Raw genomic sequence first — 22,356 nt, 5'->3', positions numbered from 1 at the left:
GAAAGCAGGGCTCGCGCGGGAAAATATCAGCCCCCGGGAGCACGGCCCATGGAGGGCCTGCGTCTCACCGGGAAAGCCATCGCCAGGAATTGGCGACCTGCCGCAGGGGACGCAGCCGGGCCCGCGCCCCTGACATCCTCCGTCCGGGCCGCCCACGATTCCCCACCTGAATCCGGCTTCAATTCCGCCCTACCCGGGAAGTCATCAGGTCCGGTAACGAACCCGTGAGGGACGGGGCTTTCGCGTCCATCCGGCTCGCGGTGTACATTCGGCGCCATTCAATGAGTGGGAACACGCTGCCGCTCGCGCCGGAAGCGCGCTCGCTGGGCAAGTACGAGGTGCTCTGCCGCCTGTCGACGGGCGGGATGGCGGAGATTTTCCTCGCGTCCCAGCGTGGCCTGGCGGGTTTCCACAAGCTGGTGGTGCTGAAGCAAATCCTCCCCGACATCCGCGGCGAGGAGGAATTCGTCCGGATGTTCCTGGACGAGGCCAAGGTGACGGCCGCGTTCAACCACCCGCACATCGCCCAGGTGTACGACCTGGACATCGCGGACGGAGAGCTCTTCCTCTCCATGGAGTTCGTCCCGGGCGCCACGCTGGTGGAGGTGGCCCGCGCGTGCCGGCAGGCCAACACCCCCATCCCCATGGGCTACAGCCTGATGGCGGTGCGCGATACCGCCGTGGCGCTGCACTACGCACACACCTTCACGGATCCGCTGGGCCGCCCCTCTCCCGTCATCCACCGGGACGTAGCGGAGAAGAACATCATGGTGACGTACGAGGGCGTCACCAAGCTGCTCGACTTCGGCATCGCCAAGAGCCTGGCCCGCGCCAGCCGCACCGCGGTGGGCATGGTGAAGGGCACCAGCGGATACATGTCGCCCGAGCAGATCATGGGCGAGCCGCTGGATGCGCGCAGCGACCTGTTCAGCCTCGGCGTGGTGCTGCACGAGTGCCTCACCGGCATGCGGCTGTTCTACGCCAAGCAGGCCGAGGCGATGATGAACGCGGTGCTGCGCTGCGAGGTGACGCCGCCCTCGCGCACCAACAAGCACGTGCCGCCGGAGCTGGACGCCATCGTCATGCGCGCGCTGTCCAAGCGCCGCGAGGACCGGTACGCCTCCACGCTGGAGTTCGCCCGCGCCATCGAGCGCGCCGTGGGGCCGCTCATCTGGCATCCCGAGCAGAGCAGCGAGCTGATGCTGCGCCTCTTCTCCGACCGGCGCGAGCAGACGCGGCAACTCCTGATGAGCGGGCAGAACGACACGGGGGACACCACCGGCGTGGTGAACCTGGCCAAGGTGATGGCCATGGGGGTCGAGCCGTCCGAGCTGCCCACCGGCGGCGTCACCTTGCCGCCGGCGCCTCGGGCTTCGGGAACGCCTCGGAACGCCGCGCCGTCCCCCGCGCCCCGGCGTCCCACCACGGGCGCTCCCGCCGCGTCCCCTGAAGCCGGCACCGTTCGCAAGGCCGTGCTTCAGGCGCCTCCGGGCAAGCGGCTGGCCTCGCGCGCGTCTCCCGCTGACGCACACGCTCCGCCGCCTCCTCCCGCCGAGGCGACGACGCTCCCTCCGTCCGGGGGGCAGCACGTGCGCACCCAGCCGGGGATGCCGGCCCACTCTCCGGAGCACACGGTCCGCACGCAGTTGCCGGGCACCGGCCGGGACGCGGGCGCCTCTGCGTCCACGCCGGGTGAGGCCTCCTCACGCCAGGGCTCGCGGGCCTCGGCGGCCGATGCCCAGGCCGCTGATCGGGAACAGACCCAGGTCCGCGGGGTGCGTTCCCCGGAGTCACCCGCTCCGCCAGCACCCGGGGACTCTCGCGCCCGACCGATTCGCACGCCGGATACGCTCCCTGCCGCGGATGATGCGCATCGGGCACGCTCGTCTCGCGCGACTGAGCCGACGCCTGCTGGCGATGACGCGCCTCGGACCCGTTCATCCCGCGCACATGAGCCGGCTCCCACCTCGGATGACGCTCCGCGGGCCCGTTCATCTCGCACGCCCGAGCCTTCCCCGTCCGTGAATGAGCCCCCGCGTGCCGAGGCACGGTCCCGCGCGTCCCGGACGCAGGACGGCCTGCGCGCCTCCGTGCCCACGCCGCCCCCCGCCGAGCGCGACCTGCAGACGGCGATGATTCGCATGCCGGTGCTGCCCCCCGAGCGTGGTGGGGACACGGCTCCGGTGACGCCCTCGCCGCGCCGCCCCATTCCTCCTCGCCGCAGGCAGGGTGGCTCTTCGACCGAGCCCACCACCCAGCCCGTCCGCGTCCAAGACATGCCCATGGAGGAGGACGAAGAAGAATCCACGGTGCAAGGCCGGGGGAGCGACACAACAGGCCCCAGGCGCGCACGGGCCCCCCAGTTCCAGCCACAACCCGCTCGGCGAAGCCGGGCCTGGATGGCTGTCACGGCGGTGGTGGGCGTGCTGGCGCTGGGCGTCGCGGTGGTGATGCTGGGGCTGGACGGTGGCGTCGTGTCCTCCCGGCTGAAACCCCTGCTCGGCCAGGGTGCTGCCCCATCGCCCTCCCAGCAAACCGCCGGGACACGCCCTCCGGTGAACGCGGACAAGGACCTGGCGGCGGCGACAGCGACGCCCGTGGCCCCACCGGTGAACGATGGGCCGAAGGACACGGGTGATTCGGCCCTGGTCATCGCGGATGTGGACCCCGCCACCCTGACGGATCAGGTCCCCGTGCCGGATGAGAGCGCCCCGGACTCGGACTCCGCCACCGAGGACGACGCCCCGCTCAAGGAGCCCCGGACCTTCAAGCGCGTCCGCAACGGGACGCAGCGGAGCAAGGCGGTCGCCACGGCACCCCGCAAGGCACCGGCCACGCCGCCCGCCTCGGAGAGCGTACCGGCGGGCGAGCCCGGCTTCCTCACCCTGGTCACCGAGCCCAAGGCCCAGGTGTTCCTCGGCGGCCAGGACCTGGGCAAGACGCCGCTCTTCAAGGTGAAGCTGCCCGCGGGCCAGCACAACCTGAAGCTGGTGGATGCCACCACCAAGGCGCACCAGGTCCCCGTGGACATCAAGCCCGGGGAGACGACCTCCGTCCGCGGCCCGTTGAGCCTGCTTTCGGACCCCTGAACGGCGGGGCAGGCAATCAATGCGGGGACCGTGCGTACCTTGAGCACGCCGGGCCCGTGTCGTGGCCCCTTTTCCATTGGAGCGTGCCCATGTCCCCCGCCCGCGTCTCAATCGTCGCCGCCTTCCTCCTCTTCGGTGCCTGTGCCCATGCCCAGGATTCTCAAGCCGGTGCGTCCGCTTCCGCACAACAGCAGCGAGGCGATGTCCGAGAGGTGCCCGACTTCGATGAGGTATCGGTGAGCCACGGCATCCGGGCCGAGGTGAAGGTGGGCCCCAAGTCCGTGCGCCTGGAGGGACCGGCCGAACTCGTGTCCCGAATCGAAATGGATGTGCATGACGGGACGCTGCGCACCCGCGTGGACAAGAAGCTCTTCAGCGGATTCAAAGGCGGCAGCGTCCGCCTGTACGTCTCCAGCCCGCGCGTCGAAGGCATCCACGCCAGCGGCGGCAGCCACGTGGACGCGGACGCCACGCGCACGGACGAGTTCGACGTCGAGGCCAGCGGCGGCGCCATCGTCAACGTCCGCGGCGTGGATGCACGCCAGGTGGAGGCCGAGGCCAGTGGTGGCTCGAAGGTGACGCTGGCGGGACGGGCAACGGACTTCGACGTCGAGGCCAGCGGGGGCTCCATCGTGCGTGCCCTGGACGTGAAGGGCGTCAAGACGCTGGACGCGGAAGCGAGCGGCGGCTCGCGCGTGGAGGTGGATGCATCCGACCGCGTCAGCGGCGAGGCCTCCGGGGGCAGCGTCCTCCAGCTCGTGTCCCGCCCGAGCCAGAGCGACGTGCGCGCCAGCGGCGGCTCCAAGGTCGTCTACAAGGACTGACGCGCCCGCCTCCGAGGGAGGCGTACCGCGTCAATGACATCACACGGGTGGGGTGAACCGGACAGCCCCCGGGGTGGCGGGTGGACCGGCTTGCTCCACGAGGGCCGGGGCGGCTGGAATGCGCGTCCCCACCCCTCGCGGAGATGCCCGCCCGATGACGCCTCCCCTCCCTTCCTCCGATAACGCCCCGACGCCTCGGCGACGCGGCAAGCTCCTGTGGGGAGGCGCGGGCGTTGGCGTGGCGGTGTTGGCCGGAGGGCTCTTCCTGTGGAGCCCACGGCCTCCATCGCCCGGTTCCACCCCGCGGGACACGCACGACGCGCATGGCGCGTCCCACGCGGACCACACGCACGAGGCGCCCAAAGCAAAGTCCCAGGCCCCCATGGAGGTGCTGGTCCAGACGGACCGCGCCGCTCGGGCCGCCGCGACGGGACAGCGGGCCCAGGCGCATGAGGCACTGGCGGCCGCGCTGAAGCTGGCGCCCCAACATGCTCCGGCGCTCCTCGTGAAGGCCTGTCTCGCGCTGGAGGAAGGCCAGGACACCGAGGCCAGCGACGCGCTCCGCCGGCTGGAGGCCGCCGCCCCGGGCGCTCCGGAAGCCAAGCTGCTGGCGCGGCTGAGCGAGCTGCGGCGCACGCCCGGCATGGACTGGCAACAGGCGTTCCGCCAGGCCTGGGTGGACCTGGGCCAGCCCGACCTTCAGCAGAGCGAGCTGCTTCCCGGAGCCGCACCGCTGCCGCCCGACCCGGCCATTGCCGCCGCGGCGAAGGCCGCCTGGGAGCGTGCCGCGTCGGATGACGTGAGGCTGATGCTGGCCCTGGGCAGCCCGCGACTGGACGCGGACAAGGCGCTCTTCCTGCTGCGGCAGGTGCCTCGGCTGGAGGACCCGTCCCTCTTCGTGGCGGTGATGGACGTGCTCCGGGGCGAGGCCTTGCCGCAGTCCTCCCACGACGAAGCGCGCACGGTGTTCCGCCAGAAGCTGGAGGCGCTGGCGGCCGCTAACCCACGCGCCATGCAGATTCAGTTGCTGCTGCTCCTGGGAGACACGGAGCCGGGCTCGGAGATGAGCGCGGCGGAGATTGACCGCCTGGAGCAGGTGGCCGCCCTCCCCGTGTGGCGCGAGGGCGTCTTCACCCGCACGTACGAGGAAGCCCGGAAGCTGCTGGAGGGCTCGGGGGTGCCGGATGTCAGCGCCACGGCGATGGCGGTGGCGGCCCACAGCGTGACGGACCGGGGCTCATGGGTGCTGCGCACGCGCAACGTGGGCACGCGCGGCTCGCTGTCCCCCGAGGGCCGGAAGCGGCTGGGCCGCATCACCCGCGACATCGGCACGCGCATGGCCGAACAACCCACCATGGTGGAGCGCGTGGTGGGCCTGCAGCTCGTCCGCGGCGGCGCCCAGGAGATGGGCGACGAGGCCGGGCGTGAACAGGCGCTGGCGCGAATCGAGGCGCTGGAGGGCGCGGTGACCCTCTTCCGCAAGGCGTCCATGGACCGCTGGCCCCTGCATGCGCTGACGGAAGCGTTGATACAGGCGAGCACGCGAGACGAGCCCGCCTACCTGCTGTCCTTCACGCGCGTGGAAGCGAATCAGGCGGCGGAGACACAACAACCCTAGCGGCGACTGAACGAGGTCTCTCGGGCCCCGGGAGACTTCCACCCGGGGCCCGAGCGGGCCCCCCACGATGCCACGAAGCCGCCGCACGCCGGACCTCCAAGGTCGTCCGGGCAACCGCACTCCTTCCACGCGAGCGCCGGGAACAAGGGGGTTGCTTCCCGAGCGGCCTGCACGTGGGCACCGTGGAATACCGTCCACGAACGCCAACGCTACGGTGGGCGAAGAATATCGGCTGCGCGGGGCCTGTCCACCCGTCGGGTTCTGACTCCCGCAAGCACCGTGACAGGCCGGATGTGGTGAGGACCCATAGCAGTTGCGCATTCACGATGAGTGTGAGCAGGCGCGGTGGAGACTGAATTCCTTTCAGGGCGCGTCATGAAGCAGCGCGATATGTGGGAAACCGCTACGCCGGCTTGAGCTCACCATGCGCTTCCTGGGCTGGGATTTGACGGACCCGTACGCACGCATTCCCCGGCCAGTGGACGTGGCGGAGGTGGATGCCCGGGGGCAGGTGCGCTTCTCCGAGCTCCGGTGGCCTGTCCCCTCGAAGGCGCTCGGCTTCACCCCGGAGCTGCTGCGCGCGTCATTTCCTTTGAACCCGGAGGATGTGCTCGTCATCGATGGCCCCCAGGCGCTGGCCCGGCCGGGAGCCTCCGTGCGCGAAGCGGAGCGATGCCTGCGCGCGCCGGGACGCACGCCCGACGTGCTGCCCGAGCCTGGACGTCCCTTCGCCGGCTTCGTCCGGGGCGGGGTGCTGCTGTTCGCGGCGCTGCATGCGCGGGGTGGGCATCCCCTGTTGGACGTGGACACGGACTCGCTGGAGGAGGCCCGCCTCTTCGAGGCCTTCCCCGGCGCGACATGGCGCGCGCTGTCTGTGGAGAAGTTGGGGAAGAAGACGTCTCACGCGGGACGGACGCGAAGACAGGCGGTGCTGGAGGCGCGGGGCCTGCGCTTCCCGCCGGGCCTGCTTCCCACCCATGACCAGTTGGACGCGGCGCTGTGCGCGTGGCTCGGGTGGCTCACGCGCAAGGCCCCTACGCACGTCACCGCCGTGGGCGCACCGCTCACCGTGGATAACCAGGGCTGGCTGCGCGAGGGGCGCATCCTCTCAAGCGCCCACAAGTTCTCCACAGTGAAGGGCCTCGCCGCTCAGTGAGCCGCGTTCTCATGGTGCCCATGCCCCGGTCCTCCGAAAGTCCCGGGCCAGGGCGCGTTCGCGGGCAGCAACCCCGGCATGGGGAAGCGCATGAAGCGCGGCTGGCTGTTGGCGAAGGGCGGATCGCACTCGCCACAACTGAGGGCCCCATCCATCAGGTAGAGGGCACCGGGCCCCAGCTCCATCAACTGCGGCACCGTGCGCGGCGCGTAGTCGAGCGGGCACTGGAAGGCCTCCGCCCCATCCCGCGCGCGCACGCCCACCAGCAACCGCTGGTTGTCGGCCGCCACCGCGTGCGTCAACACCAGCGTCTCGGGCGGAAGCCCCGCGCCCCTGGGCCAGGTGGCCAGCCGGAGCTCCTTGCTCGTCAGGTGCTGGCCTTCCTTCAGCGAGTACAGCCACGCCGGCTCCAGGTCCGGGAGCCGGAAGCCCTTCAGCTGCGTGGCGGCCGGCGTGAAACTCAGGCTGTCCACATCCGCGTTCACCGTGGTGCCCGACGCGCTGGGCACCACCACGTCCCGGGTGGCCACCGCGCGGCCCAGTTGCTGGGCGAGGTGCTCCCCCACCGGTGTTCCGTCCCGGGTGCTCAACGCCTGGAAGCCCCATTCGGGCAGCAGCAGCCCGTTCACCACCGCGAGCTCGCCCGCGCGCAGGGGCTCCGTCCTCCGCCAGCGCGGCACCCCGTCCGAGGAGAAGGCCATCAGCAACGAGGGCGTCCCCGACGCCAGCGGCGCGCCCGTGTTCAGCGTGGGCGCGAAGGCAACGTAGAGGTCCCCCACCGCGTCCGAGGCGAGGCCATACGGGTGCGGGTGGTTGCACTCGGCGAGCATCGGGTCCGTCAACTCGCGCGCGGACACCATGTGGCCGAAGGCATCCAGCACCACCAGGAAGTACATGCGGCACGCCGTGTCGCGCCGCTGGTCCGTGGGGTAGGCCTCGAAGAGGGCCGCCAGCCGGTCCGGCGCCATCACCGCCAGCCGCGCCAGGAAGAGCGTCTGCGTCCTGTCCCGGAAGTCCGGCCGCGCGTCGGCCAGGGTGAAGGTCCACCGCGGTGTCCCCGTGTCGCGCTCCAGCAGCGACACCGTCCCGTCCATCGGCATGTCCATGCACAGGATCCGGTCGTTCCACAGCATGCAGCGGCGCGCCGGTTTGGAGGCCCGCACCAGAGGCCCCTTGCCCGCCGCGTCCAGCACGGGCGTGCCGTAGAAGCCCGACAGCGTCACGTCCCCTTCCGGCCCCACCAGCAGGTCCTGAAGCTGCTCTTCTCCCGCCCGGGCGTCGTGCTCCCAATCCACCTTCAGGGGTTGCGCCGCGGGCCGCGCACACACGCCGCCGCGGCAGTGCCCCGACACCTGGCACGGGCTGGCCGCTTCACACAGGAAGCCCTCCGGCAGGTCGCGCTTCACACAGGCCCCATCCAGGCACACGTCCGCGTCCTCGCAGGTGCCTTGGGCCGCGCCGCAGAGGGTGCCGTCCGGCGCGGGGGCCGTGGCGCATCCCATCCGCGGGTCGCACGTCCCCACCTGACACGGCCCGGCCGCGGGACAGGGCGGCGCCGGCACGGACTGGCACCCGTCCAGCACGTGGCACACGTCCGTGGTGCAGGCGTTGCCGTCGTCACAGGCGCGCTCCTCGCCCCGGCAGCGCCCCGCCTGGCAGGTGGCGCCGGTGATGCAGGCATTGCCCGGCTCACACGCGGTGCCGTCCGGCAGCACCGACTCCACGCACCGCTCCGTCACCAGGTCGAAGGTGGCCGCCGCGCACGTCACGGGCGTGAAGCACTCCGGCACCGGCTTCGCCTCGCCCGCCAGCACCAACTGCACCTGGCCGCCGTCCGACGCGGTGCCGGTGAGGATGACCTCGTAGGTCCCTTCGGCTTCGGGCGCGAAGCGCAGACGCACCGGCACCTCTCCCGCCAGCACCCGGACCGGCAGCGCCGCCTCCAACGAGAAGGGTGCCGTCACGTCCGTCCACGTGACATCCAGCGGGGCCCGGCCGCCATTCACCACGCGGACCTCGGCCTCCCGCCGGGTGCCCGGGTAGGCATGCGGGAAGTCCACACGCCGCGCCGACAACCGCAACCGCCCCTCCGCCCCCGACAGGGACGGTGTGTCCCGACAAGCCGCCGCTCCCCACCCCAGCATCAGCGCCAAGACAATGCCGCTGTACCGGGACGCCTGCGTTGCGTGCGCCATGGCGTTCCCCCCCGTGCCTTCTGGCTATACCCACGCCAGAAGGCACCGCGGACGCCCCGCCCCCTCGATGTCCCACCTCCCAACACTTCAGGGTCGGCGGGGAGGGGGGCAGTGTTTTTTACAGGCCGTTCCACTGCTACAGGCTGCAACCACGCGAAATGGTTGGATGCCGGAAGGGTATGGTTCTGGCACCCGGGGTACGCCATGACCTCTGTCGCATCCTCCTCATGCGCCCCTTCGTCATCGCAGGCCTTCACCGTGCTCATCCCACGCGGCCTTCAGGCGGCCGTGGAGGGGCTCGCGGCGGAGACCCGCCAGGAGCTGCTGGCCGAGCTGTTCCGCCTGGCCGCGCTGGCCCGGCAGGAGGAAAGTCAGCTACTCCCCGAGTTCCCGTACACGCTGCGGCTGGACGTCGCCGGCTGCCAGGTCAGCGTGGAGCTGGACCCGTCCCGCTCGCGCCTCACCCTAGTGGGCCTGCTGCGGCCCCAGCCGCTGGAGTGAGCCCGGCGACCCGCCTGGGCTGGGGTGAGATGTCGCGCCGTGCTGGATACGCAGAATCCTGGGACCTCACGTACCTGGTGGAGCAGCTCCGGGAGCTGATTGGGCACGACCTGCGCCTGGGCTCGGCCCTCAGCGATGAGCTGGAGGACGTCCTGGGCAGCCTGGTGCAGCGCAATCAGCGCCTGAGGGTCCTGCAGCGCATGGTGACCGCGGAACGCGCCCCAGAGGACCTGGCGGCCCTTCGCGGGGCATTGGAGGAGATGGACCGGGAGCTGATGACCCGGCTGCCTGCGTTGCTCGAACAGCTGCGCCTGGCGCTGGCTTGAGGTGGGGCACCGGCCCTGGGTTTCCACAGGCACTTCATCCCCAGCGCCGACTGCTTCTTCTAAAGGTTCATAAGAGGTATTGATCTATTGGTAGTGGCAGTAGGCAGCTCGGACTTGGGGACAAGTCAGCAAGCTCCCGGGAACACTCACGAATTCGGGATGTGCTACATGTGGGTAAAGTGACGGTTATCCCCGGGAACCCACAGGTGTTGATCCACACCGAGGTTTCTCCACAGCCCCTCCCCCACTGTCCACAGGCCATCCACAGCTTCCGAGTGGATGCGGGAACCACCCCAGGTGGAGGCCCGTTCTCACCACACGTCCGCCCCGCACATGCCTGTTATCGTCTGGCGCGGGATGTGCCCCGACAGCGGGGTGCCGGCGGAGGGTTTCCCCATCGACTTCTATCGGGGCGAGCGCATCGGGAAGTACGAGGTCGTCACGCAGCTCTCCGTGGGCGGAATGGCGGAGCTGTTCCTGGGCTTCACTTCGGGTCCGGGTGGCTTCCGCAAGTACGTGGTCATCAAGCGGGTGCTGCCGGACGCGCGGGACAATGCGCAGTTCGAACGCATGTTCCTGGACGAGGCGCGCATCACCGCGGCCTTCAACCACCCGAACATCGCGCAGGTGTTCGACCTGGGGCGCGAGGATGACGGGCTCTACCTGGCCATGGAGTTCATCGCCGGGCAGAACCTGAACCAGATTACCGGCGCGTGCCTGCGCCGCCAGGAGCAGCTCCCGCTGGGCTTCACGCTGTCGGTGGCGCGCGACGTCTGCATGGCGCTGCACTACGCGCACACCTATACGGCGCCCTCCGGCGCGCCCAGCCCCGTCATCCACCGCGACGTCGCCCAGAAGAACATCATGGTGACGTACGACGGCGTGGTGAAGCTGCTCGACTTCGGCATCGCCAAGGCGAAGGACAGCTTGGAGCGCACCAACGTCGGCACGGTGAAGGGCACCACCGGGTACATGTCCCCGGAGCAGGTGCGGGGCGATACACTGGATGGCCGCAGTGACTTGTTCTCCGTCGGGGTGATGATGCACGAGCTCATCACCGGCGCGCGCCTGTTCGCGGGCAAGAATGAGCGCGACGAGATGATGAAGATCCTGGAGGCGCCCGTCCCCTGGCCCTCGCACGTCGCGCCGCACGTGCCCGAAGAGGTGTCCAAGGTGGTGATGCGGGCGCTGGAGCGCAGCCGCGAGAAGCGCTTCGCCAACGGCCGGGACATGGCCCGGGCGATTGAAGCGGCGGCGGGCAAGTTGCTGCTGGACGCGCATGACCGGGCCGCGCTGATGCAGGACTGGTTCGCCGAGCGCATGTCCGCCACGCGCGTCATGCTGGAGTCCGCGGACGGCACCACCAACGGCGTCATGCTGGACTCCGCGAAGCGGGCCCTGCGCAGTGATGACGGACCCTACCTCCCCGAGCGCAAGGACATCCCGACGCCGTCGAACGGCGTGGCCGGCATGCCGCGCAAGCCCTCGCGCAAGGTGCCCGCTGCTGCGGCGCCCCGGAAGGCTTCGGCGGCCGTGGAGGGCACGCCGCAGCCGCCGGAGAGCAAGGCCTCCAATGTGCTGTGGGGGCTGGTGCTGATGGGCATCCTGGTGGGCGGTGGCTATGCCGCCTGGCACCTGTCGAAGGTGCTGAACGAGACGGTGGATGAAAAGGACGCGAGCGCGCTGCGCACCCTCCCCCAACACGACCCGAACCTGCCCGTCTACCTGGGACCAGGCTCGGGCCCGCCCACGGATGCCGGCAACACGGAGACTCCAGCGAAGGTGTCGGGCGGCGAGGACGCGGAGGGCTCCCGTTCCAAGGAGGCGGCGAGCGCCCGTCCGGTGAAGGGCCGGGGCAAGCTGACCTTGCTGGTGCTGCCGGAGGCGGAGGTCTTCCGAGGCAAGAAGCGGGTGGGCCGCACGCCGATGTTCAACGTGGCGATGCCCGCGGGGGAGCACGACCTGACCATCGTGGGCCCGGACGGCAAGAAGCGCATGCTGTCGGTGCCGATCAGCGCCGGGGAGACGACCCAGTTCCGGCTGAAGCTGGCGGAAATCCCCGAGCGCTGAAACACAGAACCGGGATTGAGGGGCACGTCCCGGGGCACTTGGTTATCTTCGCGCCCCTCTCCCTCTGATTCCGGACTGTATGGCCCCTCTGACCATTGGCTTCCTGATGGACCCGCTCGAGACGGTGCGGGTGGACCACGACTCCACGTTCGCGTTGATGCTCGAAGCGCAGAAGCGCGGCCATCAGGTGCGCTACTTCGAACAGGGCTGGTTGCGCTTCAACGGCACGTGCGCGGAGGCGCGCATGCGCCACGTCACCGTGCGCCGCGAACTGGGGCGGCACTTCGATATCCTCGACGAGGCCCCTCGCCCGGTGTCCTCGCTGGACGTGCTCTTCATGCGCAAGGACCCGCCAGTGGACGCGGAGTTCCTGCACGCCACCCAGTTGGTGGAGCTGTGCGGCACGGGCCGGCCCCCTGTCTTCATCAACGAGCCGGCGGGCCTCCGCGACGCGAACGAGAAGCTCTTCTCCCTGCGCTACCCGGACCTGATGCCGGACACGCGCGTCACCAGCGAGCTGCCGGTGCTGCTGGACTTCATTGCGCGCAACGCGGCGGGCACCATCCTCAAGCCAGTGGATGGCTTCGCGGGCAAGGGCATCCTCTTCCTGTCCGCCACGGACCGGAACGCGCGCTCCGCGGTGGACATGCTCACCCGGGGCGGCCGCGAGGCCGTCATGGCGCAGGCGTACATCCCGGAGAGCCGCCAGGGCGACAAGCGCATCCTCCTGGTGGACGGCGAGCCGGTGGGCGGCGTGCTGCGCGTCCCGTCCGACGACGACCACCGCGGCAACATGGCCGCCGGCGGCGTGCCCCAGAAGGCCGTGCTCACCCCGCGGGATTTGGAGATTTGCGAGCGCCTGAAGCCGGAGCTGGTGAAGCGCGGACTGCGGCTGGTGGGCATCGACGTGCTGGGCACCTACCTCACCGAGGTCAACGTGACGAGCCCCACCGGCCTGGTGGAGGCGAACCAGCTGGACGACGTGTGCGTGGAGGCCAAGGTGCTGGACGTGGCGGAGCGGCTCGTCGCCGAGCGCGCCGCGCGCTGAGCCCCGCCGGAGGACGCCGGGCGGCCCGGCGCCCGGTGTCTTCCCTGAGCTGAGGGCTGACTCATGTTTCAGCGCACCACACGACGCGGTGCGTGATTTGAATCCTGGTTCATGTTTCAGCGCGATGCGACGCGACGCGCCTTGAATCAGTGACTCCCGGAAGAGTCAGGTTTCGCCCCGCGGCCGCCCTTTTCCCTCGTGGCCGCCAGGGAGACACCATGCTCAAGCAGCGTCGCAGCCGTTCCTGGCCGTGGTCGTGGTCCGCCGGGGTGCCTCTTGCCGCGTGGCTGTTCGCGGGCCTCGCGGGCTGTGGCGCTCCCGTCGGGGACGCGCCGGAGGTGGAGCCCGAGGTGACGGAGCAGCAGCAGCCCCTGCTGACGCAGGTGACAAGCTTCGGTAGCAACCCCGGCAACCTGCAGATGTTCCGCCACGTACCGTCCGGCATGCCGGCCAACGCTCCGCTGGTGGTGGTGATGCACGGGTGTACGCAGCGGGCCGCGGGGATGGAGGGCGCCGGCTGGTCCGCGGCGGCGGACGTCTACAAGTTCTACGTCGTCTATCCGCAGCAGCAGGGTGGCAACAACATGACCAGTTGCTTCAACTGGTTCGAGCCCGGTGACTTCTCACGAGACCGGGGCGAGGCGCTGTCCATCAAGCAGATGGTGGACACGATGAAGGCCACGTACTCCATCGACCCGTCACGGGTGTTCGTGGCGGGGTTCTCGGCGGGGGGATACATGACGCCCGCGTTGCTGGCCGCCTATCCGGATGTCTTCTCCGCCGGGGCCATCCACTCCGGTGGCCCCTACCGGTGCGCGGAGTCGATGAATGCGGGCTTCAGTTGCATGAGCCCGGGTGTGAATCGCACGCCCGCCGCGTGGGGAGACGTGGTCCGCAGCGCGTACCCGGGCTACGCGGGTCCGCGTCCGCGCGTCACCATCTGGCACGGCACCAGTGACTACACGGTGAACGTGATGAACCTCACCGAGGCGATGGAGCAGTGGACGAACGTGCACGGCATCGACCAGACACCGGACACGGTGGAGACGGTGTCCGGCTTCCCGCACAAGGTGTACCGGGACGGCGCAGGCAACGCGCTGGTGGAGACGTGGGAACTCACCGGCATGGGCCACGCGGTGGCCATGGATGCGCAGTTCCCGTTTCCAGGCGGCACGGGCAGCGCGGCCTGTGGCTCGGTGGGGGCGTACCTGAGCGATGTGAATCTCTGCTCCGTCTACCACCAGGTGAAGTTCTTCGGGATGACGGGAGGCGGAGGTGAGCCCACGGGGGATACCACGCCGCCCACCGTCAACGTGACGGCGCCGGCGAGCGGGGCCACGGTGAGTGGCACGGTGAATGTCACCGCGGATGCGGCGGACGCGGTGGGCGTCACCCGGGTGGAGTTCCTGGTGAATGGCGAGGTGGTGTCCACGGACACGCAGGCGCCGTATGCCTTCGCTTGGAACAGCACGGCCGTGTCCAACGGGCAGTACACGCTGGGGGCCCGTGCGTTTGACGCCGCGGGCAATCAGGCGACGGACAACGACACGGTGGTGACGGTGAGCAACTCAGGCTCCCCGGCGCCGGTGACGGTGCAGTTCGCCAGCATCGCGGCGGATGATGGCTACCTGAAGGCGGACGCGGATGGCAGCGGGGCGGCGCTGGGATTCATGACGAACCTGGCGCTCGGCCGGGGGACGGATGGGAAGTACAACCGGTCGTTCCTCTCCTTCGACACGTCGAGCCTTCCGGACGGGGCCACCGTCACGCGGGCGTTCCTGACGGTGAGCTACTCGTCGGGCTCGGGAGACCCGTGGTCGACGCCCGCGGGGAACACGCTGGTCATCGACGCGAAGACGGGGACGTTCAACGCGGCGAACACGGAGGTGACGGACTGGGCGGCGGCGGCCACGGCGAGCAGCGTCGCGGGCATCGACCGGTTCAGCGCGGGAACGAAGAGCTCCGGGGACTTCAGCGCGGATGGACTCTCCGCCATCAGCAAGACGGGGAAGACGCAGCTCCGGCTGCGCTTCACCCAGGCGCAGACGGCCACGCAGTACCTGTTCATCCGGGATGGGGCGAACGCGGTGCTGACAGTCGCCTATACGCCGTAGGAAGACGGAGCGGACGCCGGCTCAGACCGGCGTCCGCTGCATCAGCGCGGCAAGTGAGTCCCTGCATCGTGCGCAGTGGCCGCGGAACGTGTCGCTGAGTTCGGGGGTCTGCTCCAGCCGGCTCCAGTAGGCCAGTGCGTGTTGTGCGGCATCGGCCCAGACATCGAGCGTCTCCGAGGTGGGCGGCCGGGGCTCGAAGGTGCGATCGATGATGCTCGTGCCCACGGGGGCGAACATCATCGGGAGCATGTCGTAGGCAGGGGCGAGCCGGAACCGCTTGGGTCCGTCCTCGAAGAAGGAGAGGTTGCCGAAGTGCCGGTCGGTGTTGCCGGTGAGCTGCCCGAAGGTGTCGAGCCAGCGAATGCGCCTGACGTCCTCTTCGCTGATGTACTGGCTCTGGAGGAGGTAGCGGGCCGCGCTGGTCCAGGTGCTCCCCTTCCCTTCGTGGCCGAGGTACTCGTTGTCGATGGCCTTGAGTGAGAGCAGCGCCTTGCGGCCTCTTTCACCCACCCGGTCGAAGCGCTCGACCTCGAGGAACTGGTAGCCCTCGACGCGGATGGAGCGCGAAGCCGCGGCCGGAATCCCGGCGTTGCGGACCACTTCGAGCGCGAGGCCTTCGCAGACGAGCAGCTCTCTCCAACGTTGGGCGGCGGCGCCGTCATCGTTGGCCGCGAACTTCACCAGGACGTGGCGTCGCTCGGCATAGGCAGTGAACTTGGGTTGATCGCCACCGGCGAAGGAGCCTGCCTCGCTCGACATCGATGAGCGGGCGAGCTCCGGGTACTGGGCCTCGGTGACGGGCCGAAGCGGGCTTGCGAGAAACCGGTCCAGGGAGGCCGCGCCGATGATGTGGTTTCCGACGCAGTCATCGCCTCGCAACGCCAGTGCGATGAGCTGGTGGTCCTCCGTCCAGTCCGTGATGCGAGGGGGGAGTCCCAACTCGAGGTGACGGCTCGTGAAGCCTCGGCCCAGGTAGCCCTGAGGGCTCATGTCGGCGGCGAAAGGCGGCAGCCCGGCGAACCGTTCACCTACCCCGTCCTCTCGCGCAATCCAGCAGCCCCCGTTCCACAGCGGGTGCAGGACGCCTGCCTCGTGGGGACGGCCGGTCTCGTCGACGCGGTACATCCGTACCTGTTCGCCCAAGGGGGCAATCGAGCGGGTCCGCGCATAGCGTGTGGCGGGCCCCTGCCCCATTCGGCAGACGCTCGGGCCTGCGGAGGCCAGCAACCGCGACACTGTCGGGCGTGACACCCGGAGCTGGGTAGCCAGCTCGCTCCCCTTCACCTCGACCTGACGTCCGAGTACGGCGAGCAGTTGTTCCAGGGTTGCCATGAACAGATTCCTGAAAGGATCCGTGAAGAGATATCGGCGTGCAACTCATCGATATCACTAAGAAATACCAGCCGCGCAGGCTCGATCTATTGAAGCTCTGGCCCCTCTAGAGCCAATAGATTGAAGAAGTGGCGGCCCTTCATCGATGCAGCGCCTGCCTGACAGGCCGCCGGGGGCCTTGCCCTGGACAGTTGTCTTCTTGTCTGGGAGACGACAGTCCCGCACGGAAAGCCCATGCCTGAACCCACCCTGCCCGAGCCCGGCCCGGACGAAACGCTCGACTCCATTGGCACGGCGGGGGTGCGGGTGCTCCAGCGGCGGACGGGTTACCGCTTCACGTTGGACGCGGTGCTGCTGGCCCACTTCGCGGCCACCGAACGTGTCGACGAGTCCGGGCGGATGTTGGAGCTGGGCGCGGGCAGCGGCGTGGTGTCCTTCCTGCTGGTGAAGCAGTTCGGCCGGGGGCCCGTGGATGCCCTGGAGTTCCAGCCCGCCGTTCATGCCCGGCTGATGCGCGCCGTGGCGCTCAACGCGTGCGAGGCCCACGTCACCCCGCTGCTCGGGGACCTGCGACGGATCCGCGAACACGTCTCCGGCGGCCAGTACGCCCACGTCGTGTCCAACCCGCCCTTCCGCCTGGCCGACGCGGGGGTTCGCAGCCCGGATGACGAACGGGCCGTGTCCAAGTCAGAGGTGGCGTGTGACGCACCATCCGTCGTCGCCGCGGCACGGTATGCGTTGATGCCCGGCGGCGGCGTGAGCCTCGTGTACCCGGCCGCGCGTGTGGCCGAGGTATTGGGCCTGCTGACCCAGGCGAAGCTCCACCCCACCGTGCTGCGCTTCGTCCACGCGCGGGTGGGAGCCCCGGCCACGCGCTTCCTGGTGCATGCCCTGCGAGACAGGGACCGGGGCCTCGCCGTGCGCCCACCCCTCATCGTTCATGGCGAAGGGCCCGGGGGCTACTCCGCGGAGGTGGCGGCGTTGATGGATCCGCCCCTCGCGGAGAGTCGCTGACAACCGCGCCGCCGCTCTACGGCGTGCCCGTGAGCGGCTTGGTGTTCGTCACCTGGACACCGTGCTCTTCGGACGCGGTGACGAACAGCTCATGGCTCGCGGGCACCGCCAGCGTCGAGCGCCGCAGCTTCCCGCCCACCGTGAAGTCCACCTCCAGCGCATGTTCCCCGGGCGGCACGTCGCGGAGGCTCAGGTTCGTCGCGTTGCTCGTGCCCCGGCGCTGCCCGTCCATCATCACGGTGCACGGCTTGGTGCAGCGCACGTGGACCAAGGAGGTCGGCGCCGCGCGCGTTTCAGGCTGCTTCGCCGCCTCCAGGTCCTTCTGCTCCGTGAGCGTCACGCGGCCCTTGGAGTCCCCCTGGATGGTGACCTCCGAGCCACCCGGCACCTCCACGTAGCCCACGAACTGCCGCCGGTTGAAGACGCCACCGCTGCCTTCCACGCGCCGCTGGCCGGGCGCCACGTCGCGGAACTCCCAGGTCCGGTTGTCCCGGCGGAGACCTTGCTTCCCATCGAGCAGCACCGTGCAGTCGTCCTGGCACTTCACGGTGGCCACGCTCGGTGCCGTCGACGTGGAGGCCGGCGTGGGAGGTTTCGGCTCGGCCCAGTCCGGTGTGCCGGGCATGGTGGAGCTGCCGGGCTCGATGATGATGCGCTTGTTGCTGGCCAGGAAGACGTCCGCCGTCGCCACGTCCGGGATGACCACGAAGCTGCCGGCGAGCGGACGGCTCAGCACGCCCGTGGCATCGATGCGCAGGGAGCCCGGCGTGATGCCCTTGAACTCCCAGGTGGTGTCATTCACCCGGAACCCGTTCTTTCCATCCAGCATCACCGTGCACTTCTCCGTGCAGCGGACCCGGACGGCGACGCCGTCGACCGCGAGCGCTGGAGCAGACACCAACAACGACAGGGACAGGAGCGGCCAGCGGAGGGACATGACGGGGTGACTGCCTCGTACCAGTGGGTATTCACGCGGGGCCGCCCCAGGGATGCGGGTCCACTCCCGCCTCATGAGGCAGGCCCCTTGGGGCCGGCAGTATGCCTACCGGGCAAGGGAGGCGGAATCACCGCGGCGTGCCATGCGCCCATGCCGGACCCAACCTACCCAGGTTTCCGTCAACGGCCCCGGCCCATCCAAGGAGTGGCAGGTATGAACGTGGCGACCCTGACCGAGCAACCGAGCATCCTGAAGGCAGCGGCCCTGCTGCCCCCGCGCCTGTCGCTCGGGTCGACGATGGTGGTGCATGGCGTGTCCAAGCTCCGCGCCGAGGGCACCGCGCAACACGCGGACCTCTTCGAGCAACTGGGCTTCAAGCCAGGCAAGCCCTGGGTCATCGCCACGGGGGTGGTGGAGCTGCTCTCAGGCGTGAGCTCCATCCTGGGCATCGCCACGCGCCCCGCCGCGCTGGCTATCCTCGTCACGCAAGCCATCGCCGTGGCCAAGGTCCATGGCTCCAAGGGCTTCGACATCACGAAGGGCGGCTTCGAGTTCAACCTGGCGCTGGGAGCCATCGCGCTCGGCCTGCTGCTGCGAGGCCCGGGACCGCTCTCCGTCCACAGCGCCATCGAGCGCCGGGTGAAGCGCAAGGAGCTGCGGCGGCTGCGGTTCCTGCCGCGCCAGCGCCGTCGTTCGGTGCTGCTCGACGTGCTGGGGTGAACCCGGGCCGCGCCGCGACACACATCCCATCACCCTGACCGATGAGGTGTGTGTCGCCTGTCTGGCTGCTGGGCAGGGTGAGGTCATCTCCCCTGTCACAGAATCCCAGGAGGGCCTCTAGAATGGCGGGACATGCCCTCGTCCGTCTTCCTCTTGATGGCGCTCGCCACCACGCCGGGTGCTGCTTCGGCGCGTGAGTCCGCCCCCGCCCAGCACGTCTCTCCATCGCAAGGCCCCAGCGCCGATTCGAGCTCGACCCGAGGCCCAGATTCCCAGGGCACTGCGCCCGCGCCAGAGACTGTCATCACGGACCTCAACGCCTACCCTCGTGCCGGTGACTCCGGCGCGGTGCTGGACCTGGGCCGTGCCGCCGCGGAGGCCGGCGCCGCCGCCCTGCGCGCCGCGGCCCTGGCCATGGGCAAGAGCGCCACCCCGCGTGGCCCGCTGGCCGACCCGGACACGAGCTACGCCCGAGGCATGGAGGCCCTCCAGGCGAAGGACGCACCCACGGCCATCACCCAACTGTCCGCCTGCGTGGAGGCCGCGCCCTCGCGCGTGGATTGCCGCTGGGAGCTGGGCTGGGCGCACTCGCTGGAGAACCAGTGGGCGGAGGCCTACACGCAGTGGTCCGAGGTACAGAAGCTCCAGCCGGACCACCCGGACCTCGAGGGCGCGCTGGCCCAGGCCCGTGGGCAGGCCATGCTCCAGGCGAAGCTGTCGCAGGGGCCTCAGCTCATCAACCGCCCTCCCCCGCCGGCCAACGCGAAGGTGCGCATCCGCGCGGTGGGTGACGTCATGCTGGGCACCACCGTGCCCGAAGGCCACCTGCCTCCCGATGGCGCCGGCAGCGTGATTGCCGGCGTACGCCCGTTGCTGGAGGACGCGGACCTCACCTTCATCAACCTGGAAGGGCCGCTGTGCGACACGGGCGAGACGAAGAAGTGCCGCTCGTCGAAAAACTGCTACGCGTTCCGCTCGCCCACCGAATACGGCCAGTACCTGAAGGAGTCCGGGGTGGACCTGGCGTCCACGGCCAACAACCACTCGGGTGACTTCGGCGAGGAGTGCCGCCGCGCGACGGAGTCCACGCTCGACGCGCTGGGCATCGCGTGGAGCGGCGCGCCGGGCACGGTGGCCACGGTGGAGCGCAACGGCCTGCTCATCGGCATGGTGGCGTTCCACACGTCGCCGTCCTGCAACCACCTCAACAACCTGACCACGGCGACGGGGCTGGTGCGCGTGGCCGCGGCCGAGCACGACATCGTCATCGTGTCGTTCCACGGCGGCGCGGAGGGCAGCAAGGCGCTGCACGTGCCCAAGGGCCGGGAGAAGTTCCACGGCGAGGACCGGGGTGATTTGCGGGCCTTCTCGCGCGCGGTGGTGGACGCGGGCGCGCACCTGGTCATCGGCCATGGCCCGCACGTGGTGCGCGGCATGGAGTTCTACAAGGGCCGGCTCATCGCCTACTCGCTGGGCAACTTCGCCACCTATGGCCGGTTCAACCTGCGCGGTCCGCAGGGCCTGGGCATGGTGCTGGAGGTCGAGCTGAACCGCGACGGCGACTTCACGGCGGGCCGCATCCTCCCCACGAAGCAGGTGGACAGGGGCATCGCCGTGCCGGACCCGAAGGGCGCCGTCATCAAGGCGGTCCGCGACCTCACCGCGGATGACTTCCCGGAGACGGGCGCGCGCATCTCCGACGACGGCACCGTGAAGGTCCGCGGCAAGGGCCCTGTCTCCATGCGCTGACACGGCGTCTCATGCGCACGGCGGCGTGTGGGTGCTTCACGGACCTGGAGCCCGGGCTGAAGCGCGGCTGCTGGATGTGTCCCAGCTTCCGTCATAGCGGCTCAAAGCAACTGCCGGCCCCTACAGGCATGTCGCACGGCTCCGGGATACAAAGGTCCCTGCCGTGCGCACCCTTCGACTGCCACGTCTCTCCTCGCTTCGCGCCTTCGACCACCCCGGCTACTTCGCGGTCTGGGTGGGAGCCCTGATCTCCACCATCGGCACCTGGATGGAGACGGTGGCCATGGGTGTGTACGTCACCGAGGCCACGGGCCGCGCCGAGTGGACGGGTGGCATCGTCGCCCTCACCTTCCTCCCCGCGGTGGTGCTGTCGCCGGTGGGCGGCGCGCTCGCGGACCGGTTCGACCGTCGCGCCTACGTCGCGCTGGGCACGGTGGTGCAGTTGGTGCTCGCGGGCGTGTTGACGCTGCTGGCCTTCACGCACCGGCTCAGCGTCCCCGTGGTGGCCGTCATCTCCTTCGTCCACGGCTGCGCCAGCACGCTCATCAATCCCGCCTTCGCGGCGATGCTCGCGGAGCTCGTGCCACCCCGGGACTTGCACAGCGCCATGAGCCTCAACTCGGCGCAGTTCAACCTGGGGCGCATCATCGGTCCGGCGCTGGCCGCGCTGGTGCTGAGCATGGGCGGGACGTCCTGGGCGCTGCTCATCAACACACTGTCCTTCGTCGCGGTGTTGGTGGCGCTGTCGCAGGTGAAGACGCTGACGCGCAAGGTGACGGAGGGCGGTCAGGGCCTGTGGAAGCAGATTGCCCATGGCTTCACCGTGGCGCGGGGGGACCCGGAAATCTCGCTGATGCTGTGGGGCACGTTCCTCGTCGCGGGCCTGGTGGCGCCCTTCATCGGCCTGGTGCCGGTGTTCGCCATCCGCGTCTTCGGCCAGGGCGCGGCAGCCACGTCCTTGCTCGTCACCTGCCAGGGCGCGGGCGCGGTGACGGCGGCGCTGCTGGTGGGCACGCTGGTGGACCGGTGGGGCCAGCGGAAGCTGCTGGGCATCGTGGCGACGTCCATCGGCGTCGTGTCCACGCTCTATTGGCTGTCGCCCACGCTGCAGATGGCGGCCGTTGTCATCTTCGTGCTCGGCGCCAACTACATGATGCTGATGAGCGGGATGCACGCGTACTGCCAGTCGCGCGTGCCCCGTGAGCTGCAAGCGCGGATGAGCAGCCTGTACAGCATGGTACTGGGCGGCGCGTACGCGTCCGGCGTCTGGGGCCTGGGCGCGCTGGCGGACCGGCTGGGCATCCGCTTCGTCACCGTGAGCGCCAGTGTGTTGTTCATCGCGTTGGTGCTGACGCTGCGCCTGTTGCGTCCGCAGCGCTTCGACGGCGCTGTCGCGTAGACGCGTCTTCCGGACCCGCGCCCGCGACTCCTTCGCGCTACAGGCGTCTCTCCACCCCGAGGGGCCGGAGCAGTTCCACGCGGCGTTGCTCGGCTTCCTCGGGAAGTGACGCGGCGATGGGTGGCCCACCTGTGGGCAACTTGGGGATGCCTCCGGGCGTCCCCATCTTCCTCGTGAGCCGGGCGGCCGGGCGTGCCCCCAGTCCTCCGCGGGGACCTTGGTGCGCCGCGAGCGCGCTCCGACATTCAGCTTCGGAGCGGTACC

The 22,356-nt window shown here is 69.9% G+C and carries 16 protein-coding genes; 13 read left to right on the top strand and 3 right to left on the bottom strand.

What is annotated here, in order from left to right:
- The first annotated feature begins 281 nt into the window (after positions 1 to 281).
- The 4 genes from FMQ63_RS23600 to FMQ63_RS23585 all read left to right on the top strand — a co-directional run bounded on the left by FMQ63_RS23600 (position 282) and on the right by FMQ63_RS23585 (position 6,687).
- The gene (locus FMQ63_RS23600) at positions 282 to 3,089 is read left to right on the top strand and encodes a serine/threonine-protein kinase (protein ID WP_011550172.1); all 2,808 of its coding nucleotides are present in this window, start codon (positions 282 to 284) and stop codon (positions 3,087 to 3,089) included.
- Positions 3,090 to 3,178: 89 nt separating this feature from the next.
- Entirely contained in the window at positions 3,179 to 3,913 is a 735-nt protein-coding gene (locus tag FMQ63_RS23595) for a head GIN domain-containing protein (RefSeq protein ID WP_216608954.1), read from the top strand.
- A gap of 154 nt (positions 3,914 to 4,067) precedes the next feature.
- Positions 4,068 to 5,531, top strand: coding sequence for a hypothetical protein (locus FMQ63_RS23590; RefSeq protein WP_020478637.1), 1,464 nt, complete (start codon positions 4,068 to 4,070; stop codon positions 5,529 to 5,531).
- Positions 5,532 to 5,955: 424 nt separating this feature from the next.
- Complete coding sequence (locus FMQ63_RS23585) at positions 5,956 to 6,687, top strand: DUF429 domain-containing protein (RefSeq protein WP_011550169.1); 732 nt, start codon at positions 5,956 to 5,958, stop codon at positions 6,685 to 6,687.
- Here the strand turns inward: FMQ63_RS23585 and FMQ63_RS23580 are convergent.
- Complete coding sequence (locus FMQ63_RS23580; RefSeq protein ID WP_011550168.1) at positions 6,681 to 8,882, bottom strand: EB domain-containing protein; 2,202 nt, start codon at positions 8,880 to 8,882, stop codon at positions 6,681 to 6,683. The genes FMQ63_RS23585 and FMQ63_RS23580 overlap by 7 nt on opposite strands.
- A gap of 204 nt (positions 8,883 to 9,086) precedes the next feature.
- On the opposite strand from FMQ63_RS23580, the gene FMQ63_RS23575 reads away from it, so the two are divergent.
- From FMQ63_RS23575 to FMQ63_RS23555, 5 genes are all read left to right on the top strand, one after another.
- Positions 9,087 to 9,383 (top strand): hypothetical protein, encoded by a 297-nt coding sequence (locus FMQ63_RS23575; protein ID WP_020478636.1) that lies wholly within the window; start codon positions 9,087 to 9,089, stop codon positions 9,381 to 9,383.
- Positions 9,380 to 9,709 carry a hypothetical protein gene (locus FMQ63_RS23570; protein ID WP_225909665.1) on the top strand — a complete coding sequence of 110 codons (330 nt, stop codon included), beginning with the start codon at positions 9,380 to 9,382 and terminating at the stop codon, positions 9,707 to 9,709. Before FMQ63_RS23575 ends, FMQ63_RS23570 begins: the two co-directional genes overlap by 4 nt.
- 375 nt (positions 9,710 to 10,084) lie before the next feature.
- Positions 10,085 to 11,779, top strand: coding sequence for a serine/threonine-protein kinase (locus tag FMQ63_RS23565; protein ID WP_020478634.1), 1,695 nt, complete (start codon positions 10,085 to 10,087; stop codon positions 11,777 to 11,779).
- A gap of 79 nt (positions 11,780 to 11,858) precedes the next feature.
- Positions 11,859 to 12,827, top strand: a complete 969-nt coding sequence (gene gshB / locus FMQ63_RS23560) for a glutathione synthase (RefSeq protein WP_011550166.1) — start codon at positions 11,859 to 11,861, stop codon at positions 12,825 to 12,827.
- 218 nt (positions 12,828 to 13,045) lie between these two features.
- Positions 13,046 to 14,941, top strand: coding sequence for a PHB depolymerase family esterase (locus FMQ63_RS23555; RefSeq protein ID WP_011550165.1), 1,896 nt, complete (start codon positions 13,046 to 13,048; stop codon positions 14,939 to 14,941).
- Between the two features lie 21 nt (positions 14,942 to 14,962).
- Here FMQ63_RS23555 and yjjJ read toward each other — a convergent pair whose 3' ends face one another.
- A complete protein-coding gene (gene yjjJ, locus FMQ63_RS23550; protein WP_011550164.1) occupies positions 14,963 to 16,273 on the bottom strand; it encodes a type II toxin-antitoxin system HipA family toxin YjjJ in 1,311 nt (436 codons plus the stop codon).
- 234 nt (positions 16,274 to 16,507) lie between these two features.
- Between yjjJ and FMQ63_RS23545 the strand changes: the two genes are divergently transcribed.
- On the top strand, positions 16,508 to 17,287 hold the full coding sequence (locus FMQ63_RS23545) for a tRNA1(Val) (adenine(37)-N6)-methyltransferase (protein WP_011550163.1): 780 nt from the start codon (positions 16,508 to 16,510) through the stop codon (positions 17,285 to 17,287).
- Positions 17,288 to 17,303: 16 nt separating this feature from the next.
- On the opposite strand, the gene FMQ63_RS23540 is transcribed toward FMQ63_RS23545, so the two are convergent.
- On the bottom strand, positions 17,304 to 18,224 hold the full coding sequence (locus tag FMQ63_RS23540; protein ID WP_225909664.1) for a hypothetical protein: 921 nt from the start codon (positions 18,222 to 18,224) through the stop codon (positions 17,304 to 17,306).
- 213 nt (positions 18,225 to 18,437) lie between these two features.
- Here FMQ63_RS23540 and FMQ63_RS23535 point away from each other — a divergent pair, with 213 nt between their 5' ends.
- The 3 genes from FMQ63_RS23535 to FMQ63_RS23525 all read left to right on the top strand — a co-directional run bounded on the left by FMQ63_RS23535 (position 18,438) and on the right by FMQ63_RS23525 (position 22,092).
- Positions 18,438 to 18,944: a DoxX family protein gene (locus tag FMQ63_RS23535; RefSeq protein ID WP_026113905.1), complete on the top strand. Its 507-nt coding sequence runs from the start codon at positions 18,438 to 18,440 to the stop codon at positions 18,942 to 18,944.
- A 132-nt stretch (positions 18,945 to 19,076) separates the two neighbouring features.
- A complete protein-coding gene (locus FMQ63_RS23530; protein ID WP_011550160.1) occupies positions 19,077 to 20,693 on the top strand; it encodes a CapA family protein in 1,617 nt (538 codons plus the stop codon).
- Positions 20,694 to 20,856: 163 nt separating this feature from the next.
- Entirely contained in the window at positions 20,857 to 22,092 is a 1,236-nt protein-coding gene (locus FMQ63_RS23525; protein WP_011550159.1) for an MFS transporter, read from the top strand.
- Positions 22,093 to 22,356 lie beyond the last annotated feature (264 nt).

Origin of the sequence: Myxococcus sp. CA005 (genome assembly GCF_006518205.1) — a bacterium.
In the GTDB taxonomy this organism is placed as follows: domain Bacteria; phylum Myxococcota; class Myxococcia; order Myxococcales; family Myxococcaceae; genus Myxococcus; species Myxococcus xanthus.
The sequence above is the reverse complement of the archived record's forward strand: the minus strand, read 5'-3'. Positions and strand labels throughout refer to the sequence as shown.